The organism is Gordonia sp. NPDC003376, from assembly GCF_053589235.1.
In genome coordinates this window covers 96,596-110,697 of the sequence record NZ_JBSFRM010000010.1, presented here as the reverse complement: position 1 = coordinate 110,697, position 14,102 = coordinate 96,596, and the positions used below count along the sequence as shown (strand labels likewise).

The 14,102-nt window shown below is 69.7% G+C and carries 9 protein-coding genes; 8 read left to right on the top strand and 1 reads right to left on the bottom strand.

Annotation, left to right across the window (positions count from 1 at the left end; all coding sequences use genetic code 11):
* Positions 1–173 precede the first annotated feature (173 nt).
* The 8 genes from ACWDUA_RS12665 (at position 174) to ACWDUA_RS12630 (ending at position 12,670) form a co-directional block, all read left to right on the top strand.
* A complete protein-coding gene (locus ACWDUA_RS12665; RefSeq protein ID WP_449751358.1) occupies positions 174–3,716 on the top strand; it encodes an ATP-dependent helicase in 3,543 nt (1,180 codons plus the stop codon).
* The gene (locus ACWDUA_RS12660; RefSeq protein ID WP_449751357.1) at positions 3,709–7,116 is read left to right on the top strand and encodes an ATP-dependent helicase; all 3,408 of its coding nucleotides are present in this window, start codon (positions 3,709–3,711) and stop codon (positions 7,114–7,116) included. Before ACWDUA_RS12665 ends, ACWDUA_RS12660 begins: the two co-directional genes overlap by 8 nt.
* Before the next feature lie 58 nt (positions 7,117–7,174).
* The gene (locus ACWDUA_RS12655) at positions 7,175–8,248 is read left to right on the top strand and encodes a potassium channel family protein (RefSeq protein ID WP_449751356.1); all 1,074 of its coding nucleotides are present in this window, start codon (positions 7,175–7,177) and stop codon (positions 8,246–8,248) included.
* 39 nt (positions 8,249–8,287) lie between these two features.
* Positions 8,288–9,220 carry an NAD(+) diphosphatase gene (gene nudC / locus ACWDUA_RS12650; RefSeq protein ID WP_449751355.1) on the top strand — a complete coding sequence of 311 codons (933 nt, stop codon included), beginning with the start codon at positions 8,288–8,290 and terminating at the stop codon, positions 9,218–9,220.
* Between the two features lie 92 nt (positions 9,221–9,312).
* Positions 9,313–9,576 (top strand): mycoredoxin, encoded by a 264-nt coding sequence (locus tag ACWDUA_RS12645; RefSeq protein WP_449751354.1) that lies wholly within the window; start codon positions 9,313–9,315, stop codon positions 9,574–9,576.
* Between the two features lie 75 nt (positions 9,577–9,651).
* Positions 9,652–11,769: an ATP-dependent helicase gene (locus tag ACWDUA_RS12640; RefSeq protein WP_449751353.1), complete on the top strand. Its 2,118-nt coding sequence runs from the start codon at positions 9,652–9,654 to the stop codon at positions 11,767–11,769.
* A gap of 123 nt (positions 11,770–11,892) precedes the next feature.
* Positions 11,893–12,150, top strand: a complete 258-nt coding sequence (locus tag ACWDUA_RS12635; RefSeq protein ID WP_449751352.1) for a hypothetical protein — start codon at positions 11,893–11,895, stop codon at positions 12,148–12,150.
* Between the two features lie 157 nt (positions 12,151–12,307).
* Positions 12,308–12,670, top strand: coding sequence for a WhiB family transcriptional regulator (locus ACWDUA_RS12630; RefSeq protein ID WP_449751351.1), 363 nt, complete (start codon positions 12,308–12,310; stop codon positions 12,668–12,670).
* 106 nt (positions 12,671–12,776) lie between these two features.
* Here the strand turns inward: ACWDUA_RS12630 and ACWDUA_RS12625 are convergent, their stop codons facing one another.
* Complete coding sequence (locus tag ACWDUA_RS12625; RefSeq protein ID WP_449751350.1) at positions 12,777–14,090, bottom strand: ABC1 kinase family protein; 1,314 nt, start codon at positions 14,088–14,090, stop codon at positions 12,777–12,779.
* Positions 14,091–14,102: the final 12 nt, after the last annotated feature.

The following is a 14,102-nucleotide window of genomic DNA, read 5'->3' as shown; positions in this document are numbered from 1 at the left end:
GTAGGGGTCGGGGCTGTTCGGTTCCCGACACGCTAGATCTCGTCGAGGCCTGGAGAAATGCAGTTTGCGCGGCAGATGTCCGCTGCGCGCGACATCGTCCCGACATTCCCCGACACCCTGGCGTAACCTGGCTGCCCCCTACCGCTGTCGGTGCCACGTGATTGCATGGTCACATGGCCCGCGCGCGTTCTTCAGCCCCGTCCGCGAAGGCCGGTTCCGCACGGTCGGGCCGGCCGGGTGCGAAGGGTGCCGGCACCGCGTTGCGGGCGCACCTGGTCGGTCATTCCGACGCCGCCACCGCCGATCGCAGCTGGCCCCTGCAGGTCCAGCGCATGATCGACGGTGACGACCCGAAGGCCGATCGCGCCGGTGCGTGGCAGCCGTACCGTGTGCACGGTGGTCCGGGGTCGGGTAAGACGGCGATCGTCGTCGACGCCGCCGTGGCCCGCCTCACCCGGCCGGGGACCGACCCGGAATCGGTGCTGGTACTCGCGTCCGACCGCAAGGCCGCGGTGCGGCTGCGCGAGGAGATCACCCGGCGCGTGCTCGCCGCGTCGTCGGACGGGCTCGCGCTCGGCGGGGCATTGCGCGAACCGCTGGTGCGCACCGTGCACTCGTATGCGTTCGCGATCCTGCGGTTGCAGGCCCAGGCGCACAACAATCCGCCGCCACGACTGATCACCGGTTCCGAGCAGGACGTGGTCCTGCGTGAACTGCTCGCCGGTGACGTCGAGGACGGTGCCGCGTACTGGCCCGCCCACCTGCGGCCCGCGCTGATCACCGACGGATTCGCGCAGGCGTTGCGGGACTTGATGATGCGCGCCGCCGAACGCGGTGTCGGCCCGGAAGAGCTTGCCGCCCTGGGCCGCAGGCATCGGCGTCCGGAGTGGGTGGCGGCCGGTCACGCCTACGCGCAGTACGAGCAGAACGTGCTGCTGCGCGGCACGGTCGGCTCGGAGACCCCCGGCGCGTCGGCGCCGGCCGTGGACGCCGCCGAACTGGTCGGCTCGGCATTGTCGGCGTTCGCGACCGATCCGGAACTGCTCGCCGCGCAGCGTCGTCGCATCCGCCACCTCATCGTCGACGACGCACAGCACCTCGATCCGCAGGCCGCCCATCTGATCCGTCTGGTCGGTACCGGCACCGATTCGACGATCATCGCCGCCGACACCGACCAGTCGGTGTTCGGATTCCGGGGGGCGAGTCCACGATTCGCCGACGAGCTGGCCGACGCGGGCTCCGACCACGACATCCGGCTCGACCGCGACTTCCGCCATCACCGGCAGATCGCGGTGGTCGGTCGGGCACTGACCGCCCGACTGCCCGGTGCGCGCCCGCACGGCTTCCCGGTGGTCCCCGACGGCGGGAACGACGAACCCGGTGGCGCGTCGGTGCGCGTGTTCAGCTCGGCGGCCAAGGAGGCCACCGCGGTGGCCGACCTGCTGCGCCGTGCGCACCTCTTCGAGGGGGTGCCGTGGTCGAAGATGGCGGTGATCGTGCGGTCGGCGCATCTGGCACTGCCGGCACTGCGCCGCGCATTCCGGTCCGCCGGGGTGCCGCTGAACACCCCGACCAGCGATCTGCCCCTCCACCGACAGCGCGCGGTGGCCGCGCTGATGACGGTGTTGCGAGCCGTGGCCGCGCGTGACCAGGAGACGGTGACCGAGGAGGAGTTCTCCATCGACGACACCGTCGCCCTGCTCACCGGACCGGTCGGCATGGCCGACCCGGGCTCGATGCGTCGGCTTCGGCGCGGTGTGCGTCGACATGACGAGAAGGTGGGAGAAGGCCGCGCCGAACGGGATTCGCTGATCTCATTGCGACTGGCCATCCTCGACCCGACGCTCGGTGCCGAATACCTGGGCGCGGTCACCGACCACGAGGGGGCGCCGCTGGGCCGGGTGATCGACGTGATCGGCGCGGCCGCGCGTGCGCATGATGCCGGACGCGGTGTGGAAGAGACCCTGTGGGCGGCCTGGCAGGCCACCGGCCTGGAACGCCGGTGGGTGTCCGCGGCCATCCGCGGCGGCCCCGGTGGCGAGCAGGCCGACCGCGACCTCGACGCCATGATGGCGATGTTCGAGTCGGCGGCGAACTTCGCCGACACCCTGCCCGCGGCCGGGCCGGCCGGCTTCGTCCACTACCTCACCCAGCTGCAGATCCCGCGCGACAGCCGCGCCGCGGTGGCCGCGGCCGAGTCGGTGACGGTGCTCTCCGCGCACGCCGCGGCCGGCCGCGAATGGGAGGTGGTGGCCGTCGCCGGAGTCCTCGACGGACTGTGGCCCTCGCTGCGCAGCCGCGGAAGTGTGCTGGCCACCGCCCAACTCGTCGACCTGCTCGACGGCATGGCCCCGGACGCCGTGGACACCGTCGCCCGCGGGGCCGTGGCGCTGGCCGACGAACGTCGCCTGCTGCTGGTCGCGTGCACTCGGGCCCGGCGCCGGCTGCTGATCACGGCGGTCGAGGACGGTGGCGGTGAGTCGTCGCCCTCCCGCTTCGTCGTCGAGATCGCCGACGCACTCCGTGCGGATTCCCGGCGCAACACCCGCGCCGCGGGTGCCGGCACGGATTCCCCGGAAGACGCGTACGCCGACCACGGGTCGCTCGACACCGACCCGGACGCCGACCTGCCGATCGACCCGGGCGTCGACCGCGTGCTCTCCCTGCCGTCCCTCGTCGCGTCGCTCCGGGCCGTGGTGGTCGCCGGCGTCACCGACGCCGAGATCCCCGACCCAGACAGCCCCGGTACCGAACCCGACGAACGTACTCGTGCTGCTGCCGAACTGCTTGCGCAACTGGCTGATTCGGACATCCCCGGAGCGCATCCGCGGGACTGGTTCGCGCTGGCCCGGCCGAGCACCGCCGCACCGCTGTGGGATCGGGAATCGGGCCCGGTGGTGCTGTCGCCCTCGAACGTCGACCAGTTGTCGCGGTGTTCGCTGCGATGGGTCCTCGAACGTGCCGGCGGTCGCGACGGCGACGGCGCGCCCGCACTCACCGGCAGCCTGGTGCACACCCTGGTGCAGGCGGTCGCCGGGGAGATCGATCCCGCCGAGGTGACCGCCGCACTGCGTGGCATCTGGGACCGCGTCGACACCGGAGCGGTCTGGTACTCCGCCCGCGAGCTCGAACGTGCGGAGTCCATGCTCGTGAACTTCCGTGACTGGCTGCGTATCTCGCGAGATGATCTCGACGAGGTGGCCGTCGAGTCGGTGATCGACGCGACCATCCCCGCCGACCGCCCACTCGCCGACGGCGCCGTTCCGGCCGATGACGGGACCGATCTCCCGGTCCGGCTGAAGGGACGTGTCGACCGGCTCGAGCGTGACTCCGCCGGGCGCCCGGTGGTGGTGGACGTCAAGACCGCGAAGACCGCGGTCAGCAAGGCCGACGCACGGGACCACGCCCAGATCGCGGCCTACCAGGTGGCACTCGCACACGGTGGCGCACGTGAATTCCCCGGCAAGACAGTTGAACCCGGAGGTGGTCGACTCGTGTACGTGTCGGCCGCACACCGCTCGTCGGGCGCCACCGAACGCGAACAGCCGCCGCTCACACCCGAACTGCTCGACGAGTGGGTCGCGGTGGTGCGCAAGGCCGCTCGCGCCGGCATCGGTCCGGTCTTCGAGGCCACCCCGAATCCGGGATGTGCGCATTGCGGTCTGGCCACCAGCTGCCCGGCCCAGCTACGGGGAAAGGCGGTCACCGATGACTGACAGAAGATCGCCTGCGCGGCCGCGTGTCTCGGCAACCTCGCTGGCCGCCGCCCTCGGTCTGCCCTCGCCGACACCGGAACAGATCGAGGTGATCGAGGCGCCACAGCAGCCGATGCTCGTCGTCGCGGGCGCCGGCGCGGGCAAGACCGAGACGATGGCCTCGCGGGTGGTGTGGCTGGTGGCCAACCAGATCGTCGCCCCCGACGAGATCCTGGGCCTGACCTTCACCCGGAAGGCCGCCAGCGAACTCGGTGCCCGGATCCGCCGCCGACTGTCGATGCTGGCCGGCTCGCCGGCGCTGGTCAACTGGGATCCGGACGGCGCCCTCGCCACCCGACTCCGTTCCGGCGACCCCGAGGTCAGCACCTATCACGCCTACGCCGGCCGGCTGATCGCCGACTACGGGCTGCTGCTGCCGGTCGAGCCGGCCGCCACCCTGCTGTCGGAGACCGAACTGTGGCAGACGGCCTTCACCATCGTGTCCAACTGGACCGGCGAGCTGACCACCGCCAAGACCCCGGCCACCGTCACCGAATCGGTGCTGCGGATCTATGGCGAGATGAGCGAGCACCTCGTCGATCTCGACACGCTGTCCCGCTGGGGCGACGACCTCTACCGGATGGTCGACGACCTGCCCAAGGGACCCCGACAGCGCGGCGGACCCAATGCCGCGCTGCGCACCGTCCAGGAGGTGATCACCGAACGCCGACAACTCCTCCCGCTGGTGGCCGCACTCATGCAGACGATGCGTGATCAGGCCGTGCTGGACTTCGGCAGCCAGATGTCGCTGGCCGCCCGGCTGGTGTCCGGGCATCCGGAAGTGGTTGCCGCCCAACGGGAGGCATTCGGTGCGGTCCTCCTCGACGAGTATCAGGACACCGGACATTCCCAGCGGGTGTTGTTGTCGGCGTTGTTCGGTCGCGGCAATCCCGGTGGCGGGCAAGGCGGCGGTGGCGGCACCGTGGCGGTGACCGCGGTGGGCGACCCCATCCAGTCCATCTATGGGTGGCGTGGTGCGTCGGCGGCCAACCTGCCGCGTTTCGCCACCGACTTCGCGCTGCCCGACGGATCGCCCGCCCCCCGTCGCGAACTGCTCACCAGCTGGCGCAACCCGGTGCAGACGCTGCGGTTGGCCAACGAGACGAGCGAGGAACTGCGCCGCCGCGGTGTACCGGTCAGCGTGCTGCGTCCCCGCCCGGATGCCCCCACCGGCACCGTGACCCTCGCGCTCACCGAGACCGTCGTCGACGAACGCACCTGGATCGCCGACCAGGTGTCGGCACGCTACCACGACGACGACGACGGTTCGGGACCGCCGACCGTGGCGATCCTGGTGCGCCGCAACGAGGATTCGGCGCCGCTGGCCGCGGAGTTGGAGCGCCGTGGCATCCCCGCCGAGGTGGTCGGTATCGGCGGCCTGCTGCACGTGCCCGAGGTGGAGGACATCGTCGCCACCCTGCGTCTGATGGCCGATCCGATGGCCGGCACCGCGGCCATGCGGTTGCTCACCGGAGCCCGTTGGCAGCTCGGGGCCCGCGACCTGGTCGCCCTGTGGCGGCGCGCGACCGCCCTGGCCGCGGGCCGGATTCCCGCCGGGGGAGTCGTCACCAGCCGCGCCGAACTCGACGAGGCGCTCGACGCGGTGCTGCCCACCGAGATCGTCGACCGTGCCGGCATCGCCGACGCCGTCGTCGACCCGGGCGACCCGGACGCCTACAGTCCTGAGGGTTTCGCCCGGATCAAGGCGTTCGGTGCGCAGCTGGAGGCGTTGCGCCGGCGCATCGGACAGCCACTGCCGGAACTCGTCGCCGACGTCGAGCACACCATCGGTGTGGGCATCGAGGCACAGATCCGGGCCCGCAGGATGCGCGGGGCGATCACCGGCCGCGAACACCTCGACGCCTTTGCCGACTACGTCACCCGCTACGCCGATCGGCCCGGTGCGAACCTGCCGGGCCTGCTCGCGTTCCTCGACACCGCCGAGTCCATCGAGAAGGGTCTCGAACCCGGCCGGGTCGAGGTGGCCGAACAACGCGTACAGATCCTCACCGTGCACGCCGCGAAGGGGCTGGAATGGGATGTGGTGGTGATCCCGCACCTGTGTGACGGGATCTTTCCGAGCGGTAAGGCCGACACCACGTGGCTGCGCAGCGCCCGCGAGCTGCCCGGCCCGCTGCGCGGAGACCTCGCCGACCCCGGCGGGTCCGGGGTGTCGGAGGGATTCCCGGTGCTGCACCTGCGGCATGTCGGTGACCGCAAGGAGTTCGAGGACGCACTCACCGAGCACAAGGAGGCGATCGGGGAGCGGCGCCTGGAAGAAGACCGCCGACTCCTCTACGTCGCGATCACCCGTGCCCGCCACGATCTGCTGGTGTCGGCGCACCACTGGTCGGAGAACAGCGATTCCCCACGCGGTGGTTCACCGTTCTTCGACGAGCTGCTCGGCATCGTGAGCGAGGCCGTCGACGCCGACGCCGACGCCGACGGACTGTCGATCGACGTGCTCGCCGAGGACCCGGCCGATGGCGCCGAGAACCCGCTGGCCGATCTCGACAGCCGTAGCCCCTGGCCGACCGATCGGCTCGGCGAACGGCGTGCACCGGTGGAGTCCGCCGCGACCCTCGTTCTCGACGCCCTCGCCGGTCGCGACGCCCCCGCGCTCTTCGACGACTCGCTGTTCGGTGACCCGGACACCGGCACGGCCGGCGAATCGCCCACCGACACCGCAGACCCGGAGATCGAGGCGTGGCGCGCAGAGGTCGAGGTGCTCCTCGAGGAACATCGGCGCGGCAACCAGGCCGTCGTCGACGTCGCGTTGCCGTCGCATCTTTCGGTCAGTCAGCTCGTCGACCTCGACACCGACGAGCGCGAGTTCGCCCGTAGGCTCCGCCGCCCCACCCCGTTCCGGCCGAATCCCATCGCTCGGCGCGGCACCGCATTCCACGCATGGGTCGAGCGCTGGTTCGGAGCCACCCGGCTTCTCGACGTGGACGAGTTGCCGGGTGCCGCCGACGAGAACGCCGCCCCCGACGCCGACCTCGAGATGTTGCGCGAGGCATTCCTGGCGTCGCGGTGGGCCAATCGCTCGCCCAGCGAGGTGGAGGTGCCGTTCGAGACCGTCATCGGAGACACCGTGATCCGCGGCCGGATCGACGCGGTGTTCGCTGAACCCGACGGCTCGTGGCTGGTGGTGGACTGGAAGACCGGTGCGGTTCCCGAGGAGTCCGAACGCGCGTCGTTGTTCATCCAACTCGCCGCCTATCGGGTGGCGTGGGCGCAACTGTCGGGGGTGCCGATCGAGAAGGTGTCGGCGGCCTTCCACTACGTCCGATCCGGACACACCCTGGCACCGGAGGACCTGCCGGACAAGGCCGCACTGGCCGCGCTGCTGTCCAGATGAGCTGTGACCGACGCGGATGCGTTAGATTCCAGGATGTGAAGCGACAGCGGTACCCCCGATGAGATCTCGCGGTGCGATTCGCCGACGACTGCGCGGGGACGATCTCTCCGAGGGGCCCGACTACGCGCTCGTCGGGGTCATCCGGATCCCGGAACTGCGGCAGAGCCCGGGCCGGGCCATCGGCCGCCGGGTGGTCTTCGCCGTCGTCGCGCTGTTCTTCACCGCGGTCGTCGTCTTCCTCGATCGCAGTGGATATCGCGACGTACAGGGCGATCAACTGTCTTTTCTGGACTCGCTCTACTACTCGGCGGTCACTCTCTCGACCACCGGATACGGTGACATCACGCCGATCAGCCCATCGGCCCGGCTGATGAACCTGCTGATCATCACCCCGCTGCGCGTCCTGTTCCTGATCGTGTTGATCGGTACCACTCTCGAGGTGCTCACCGAACGGTCGCGGCAGGCGCTCAAGATCCAACGCTGGAGGAACGGCTTGCGTAATCACACTGTGGTCATCGGGTACGGCACCAAGGGCCGTACCGCGGTGGACGCGATGATCGGCGACGGCATCAAGCCCGCCGACATCGTCATCGTCGACGCCAATCCCGCGGTGCTCGAGGCGGCGGAGTCCGACGGCCTGGTGACCGTCCGTGGCGACGCCACCAAGTCGGACGTGCTGCGGCTGGCCGGTGTGGCCCACGCGGCCAGCATCGTGGTGGCCGCCAATCGCGACGACACCGCCGTGCTGGCCACCCTCACCGCTCGCGAACTCAACCCGACGGCCAAGATCGTCGCGTCCATCCGCGAGTCGGAGAACACGCATCTGATGCGCCAGTCCGGTGCCAACTCCGTGGTGGTGTCGTCGGAGACCGCCGGTCGCCTCCTGGGTATCGCCACCATGACGCCGTCGGTGGTGGAGGTCATCGAGGACCTGCTCACCCCGGACGCGGGTTACGCGATCGCCGAACGCGAGGTCGATCCCACCGAGACCGGCGGGTCACCGGCACATACCCGCGACATCGTGCTCGGCGTGGTGCGTGCCGGGGTGCTGCACCGCGTCGACGACAGTGCGGTGGAACAGATCGAGGCGGGCGACCGCCTGCTGTATGTCCGCAAGGGCTCGTCGGAGTAGAGATTCCGCCCGGATCGGCGACAGGGTAGAACACATCACATGGGTTCCTTCGTCTTCGATCAGCCGCCGCTGTTGTCCCGCGCGACCTACGACCGTGCCGACGAGATCCGGGACGACCCCGGCCGCATGGTGTCGGGCTGGGCGACCGCCCGCGTCCTCGACGTCGACGGTGCGGGTCGCTACCCGGCCAACGAGGACGGCTCGCTGGCGTGGACGCCGGCCGCCGACATCGCCGAGACCCCACCCGAAGATGCGGTGTTCCTCGCCCACATCGACACCGATCTGTGGACCCGACGCGTCGACGAGGTGACCGGCCGTAGCGCCGACGCCCGGCGCGGCGCCACGCGACTCACCCCGGACGAGGCGGGCCTGCTGGCCACTGCACTCGGAATCCTCAACTGGCACGCCACTTCCCGCTTCTCGCCGGTCGACGGCGGTCCCACCCGCCCGGCGCGTGGCGGTTGGGTGCGGCGCCACCTCGACACCGGGCGTGACGAGTTCCCGCGCACCGACCCGGCGATCATCACCGTCGTGCACGACGGCGGTGACCGGATTCTGCTGGGCCGTCAGGCCACCTGGCCCGAGCGGTGGTACTCCACCCTCGCGGGCTTCGTCGAACCCGGGGAGTCGTTGGAGCAGTGTGTGATCCGCGAGGTGCACGAGGAGGTGGGCATCACCGTGCGTGAGCCCCGCTACCTCGGCAGCCAGCCGTGGCCGTTCCCCCGCTCGCTGATGCTCGGCTTCGCCGCCCTCGCCGACCCCGACGAGCCGTTGCAGTTCCTCGACGGCGAGATCGGCGACGCGCTGTGGTTCCATCGCGACGAGGTGCGCGAGGCCCTGGCAGGCGGCGACGAATGGGTGCGCGGCGACGTGACGAGCGGCGACGTACCGAGCGGGGCGGGGCCGCGGCTGCTGTTGCCGGGATCGATCTCGATCGCGCGGTCGCTGATCACCGCATGGGCCAACGGCTGACGACCGCGCCCGCCACCCCGGCGCCTGCCGTCGGCACACCCCTTCCGTCGGAACACCCCTGCCGTCGGAACACCACGGCGCCGAGTGGTGTTATGGGTCGCATGAGTGAGAACGCCCCCGACCTGTTGACCATGTACACCACCAGCTGGTGCGGGTACTGCGCCCGTCTCAAGACCGGCCTGCGCAGTGCCGGGATCGAGTGGACCGAGATCGACATCGAGGCGCACCCGGAGGCCGCCGAGTTCGTCGGCAGCGTCAACGGCGGCAACCACGTCGTCCCCACCGTGCAGTATGCGGACGGCACCACCGCGACCAACCCGTCGATCGCCGAGGTGAAGGCGAAGCTCGGCGTGTGATCTCTGTCCACAGCCCACTGATGCCCGGCAGGCCACCCCGGTGTCCTGTCGGGACCGGCTGACATAGTGGACTGCGTGTCCGAACGCCCGAACCCCACCCGATCCCGACCAGCGGCCGACGGCATCCTCGACGGACTCGACCCCGAACAGCGCGAGGCGGTTCTCGCCCCACGCGGGCCGGTGTGCGTGCTCGCGGGTGCCGGAACCGGCAAGACCCGAACCATCACCCGCCGCATCGCGCACCTGATCGACACCGGACAGGTCAACCCGGGCCAGGTGCTCGCGGTGACCTTCACCGCCCGCGCGGCAGGGGAGATGCGTACCCGGCTGCGGTCGCTCGGTATCGGCGCGGCCGGTCCGTCGGTGTCGGCGCAGACCTTCCACGCCGCCTCGCTGCGGCAGCTGCGCTACTTCTGGCCACGGGTGTTCGGCAACAGCAGCTGGGAGCTGCTCGACAACAAGTTCCCACTGATGGCCCGCGCCGCCCGGCGCGCCGGTCTGAGCACCTCCACCGACACCGTGCGCGATCTGCTGTCGGAGATCGAATGGGCCAAGGCGTCGGTGATCGGCCCGGAGGGGTATGTGGCCGCGGCCACCCGACTGATGCGCGAGACGCCGTCGGCGCCGGAACAGATCGCCAAGGTCTATGCCGCCTACGAGGACGGCAAGGTCTCACCGGAGGGTGACCGGCTGTTGGACTTCGACGACCTGCTGATCTACATGACGCAGATGATCGATGTGGATCCCGGTGTGGCAGAAGAGTTCCGCGCCCAGTACCGGTGCTTCGTGGTGGACGAGTACCAGGACGTCACCCCGGTGCAGCAGGGGCTGCTCAACGCTTGGCTCGGCCAGCGTGACGATCTGACCGTCGTCGGCGATGCCAACCAGACCATCTACACCTTCACCGGTGCCAGGGCCGACCACCTGCTGGACTTCCCGCGGCGGTTCCCCGAGGCGACGATGGTCCGCCTGGTGCGCGACTACCGGTCCACGCCGCAGGTGGTGAGTCTGGCCAACCGGGCGATCGGCGCGGCACGCGGACGGATCGCGGGCACACGACTCGAACTGATCGGGCAGCGTCCCGACGGCCCCGAACCGACCTTCGAGGAGTACGACGACGAGCCGATGGAGGCCCGGCTGGTGGCCGGCCAGATCAAGCGGCTGATCAACAGCGGTGTGGAACCGTCGGAGATCGCGATCCTGTACCGCGTCAACGCGCAGTCGGAGAACCACGAGCAGGCGCTCACCGAGGCCGGTGTCCCGTATCAGGTGCGTGGCGGCGAGGCGTTCTTCACCCGTACCGAGGTGCGCCAGGCGATGCGTCAGCTCGCCCAGGTCGCCGAGCGCGGGCTGCGGGACGGCGTCGAGGTGCAGACGGCGGTGCACGCCGTCCTCGTCGAACTCGGTCTCACCGAGGAGGAACCGTCGGGTGCACAGGCCCGCGCGCGGTGGCAGTCGCTGCAGGCATTGGTCGAACTGACCGACGACATGGTTGCGGAGAACCCGGAACTGACTCTCGCGCAACTGGTTCGGGAGTTGCAGGTGCGGTCGGAGGCCCGGCACCCGCCCACCGTGCAGGGGGTCACCCTCTCGTCGCTGCACGCGGCGAAGGGCCTGGAGTGGGATGCGGTGTTCCTGGTGGGGCTGACCGAGGGCTCGCTGCCGATCTCCCAGGCCATCAAGGGATCGCCGGAACAGGTCGAGGAGGAACGCCGACTGTTCTACGTCGGTATCACCCGCGCCCGCGTCCACCTGCAGATCTCCTGGGCGACCGCCCGCAACGAGGGCGGTCGGGCCCGACGCCGCTCACGATTCCTGTCGGGGCTGGCCCCCGAACCCGCACCGGCGGCGCGCAGCAGCTCCGAACGCAAACCCACACGCGGTCCCACCTGTCGGGTGTGCAGATCACGACTGTCGGGGACCACCGCCACCCTCCTCGGCCGATGCGACAGCTGCCCGTCGGATCTGGACGAGGATCTGCTGGTCGCGCTCAAGGACTGGCGGCGCGAACGGTCGCAGAGCAAGGGTGTTCCGGCGTTCGTCGTGTTCTCCGACAAGACCCTGCTCGCCATCGCCGAGCAGGGACCCACCGATGCCCGCGGGCTCGTCGCGATCCCGGGAATCGGTGCGGCCAAGCTCGAGGAGTACGGCGACGAGGTCATCTCCATCGTGAAAAACGCAGGTCAAAAATAGGTTGTGCCGATTGTGCGGGCGGGCTTAGTCTGGGACGCACAGTCGACCACGGGGTTGGGTGGACGTGTGCCACACGGCCCCCCGCGGATGAGAAGCAGACGAGATCGGAAAGGAGTGGAAGCAGTGAACACAATCGTTTTCGGTGACAAGCGCAATGTCGTCGGCAGCAATGCCGCCGGCGGCAGCCTGGTGGGCACCATCGCTCGCGACCGCTCCTGGCGTGTCGACGAGTGCCTGTCGCTCGGCGAGCATCGCGCCGATGCCGCACACCCGGCATCGGCAGCGATCGCGCTGTCCGAACCCGCGAACGCCGCCGCGTCGCCCGCGCCGGCACGAGCTATCCCGCGATTCCCTGTGACACACCGCAGATCCAGACGCTGACCGCGTCAGATTTCCGGCCACGGGGCAATCGCAACCGCGAACCCGTGGCCTTTCTGGTTTGACCTCCCCGACATCTCGTCGATGTCCTGGGACAGGACTCCACCACAAACGGCTCGGGTGCCATCAACCCGATGAATCCGACAGAGGTGGAGAGGTAATGACAACCGACTGCGTTCTCGAACCGAGTACCGTGGCCGACCGCGTGGCGTCGGTCGGCCGTACCCGTGCCCACGAGTGCTCTGCAAACGAATATTCTGTTGCTACACCGCTTTCGGTGTCCCGATCGACCGATCTGCCTTGCCAGGTGGGTGACGCCGACCTGTGGTTCGCCGAGGATCCGCGTGACCTCGAGCGGGCCAAGGCATTCTGTGGCGACTGCCCGCTCAAGGCACAGTGTCTGCAGGCCGCACTCGATCGCGCCGAGCCGTGGGGTGTCTGGGGCGGCGAGATCCTCGACCACGGTGCGGTGATCGCCCGCAAGCGGCCCCGTGGCCGTCCGCGGAAGCACGCCGCAGCATGACGACGACACCGGCCGTCCCCGAGTTCGCTCGGGGACGGCCGGTGTCGTCCTGCGTGTCGGTGTCGCTTGGGTTGTCGGTGTCGGGGCGCGCTGCAGACGCGTCCGGTCATGCCAGGCCGGGCACCCACTCCTCCATGATCCCGCGGTAGGGTGCCTCGGCGTCGAGCTGTGCGGCGATGCCGACGCACCCGGCGAGCACCCGGAACACCATCACGTACTGCTTCGGCACGTTCAGATGGCGTGAGGTCTTGTACACGTCGCCCCGCACATCGGTGGCCTTGCCCGCCGCACGCTGCAACCACTTGCGGGTGAAGTGGAACGACTCGGCGTACAGCGGGTCGACGTAGGCCTTGAGGTAGGCCTCGATGTCGGTCGCCGACACCTTGTCGACCTGGGTGCGCAGGATGAACCCCGCATCCACCATGTGCGCCTTGAGTTCGTCGTACTCCTTGTCGCGTGCGAGCCGCAGGATCGGGCCGGTCTCGGGCGGCAATCCGTTGGGGTAGTGGCCCACCGCCCCGAAGTCGAGGACACCGAAGCGGCCGTCGTCGGCGATGAAGAAGTTGCCCGGATGCGGATCTCCGTGCAGCAGGCCCACGCGGAACGGTGAGCTGACCTCGAAGGTCGACATGAGGGCCGCGGCACGGTCGCGGGTGGGCTTGTCGCCACCGGTGATGATCCTCGACAGCGGGGTGCCGGTGAGCCATTCGGAGACGATCACCTTGGGGGAACTGGCGACCACCTTGGGGATGACGAAATCGGGGTCACCGTCGAAGGCCTTGGCGAAGGCCCGCTGATTGTCGGCCTCGCCGAGGTAGTCGAGCTCGGCCTCGGTACGGTCGATCAGCTCGTCCATCATGGACTTCACGTCGGTGCCGGGGGAGAGTTTCTGGATCAGCCCCGACATCCGCGACAAGGTCTTGAGGTCGGCCTTGAGTGCATGGTCGGCGCCCGGGTACTGGATCTTGACCGCCACCTCGCGGCCGTCGGACCACACCGCCTTGTGTACCTGCCCGATGCTCGCCGCAGCGGCCGGCTCGTCGGAGAAATCCCGGAATCGCTGCCGCCACTTGGTGCCGAGTTGCTGGTCGAGCACCTTGTGCACCTTGGGCGCCGACAGCGGCGGTGCCTCGGCCTGCAGTTTGGTGAGGGCCTCACGGAACGGTTCGCCGAACTCGTCGGGGATCGCCGCCTCCATGATCGACATGGCCTGGCCGACCTTCATGGCGCCGCCCTTGAGCTCGCCGAGGACGGCGAACAGTTGGTCGGCGGACTTCTCCAGGAGCTCCTGGTTGATCTCGTCCTTGTCCTTCCCGACCATTCGCTTCCCGAGCCCGGCGGCCGCACGTCCGGCCATGCCGATCGGCAGCGAGACGAGCTTGGCGTTTCGGCGACCTTGCCCCCGCGTGATGTCGGTCATGATGTCCTTTCC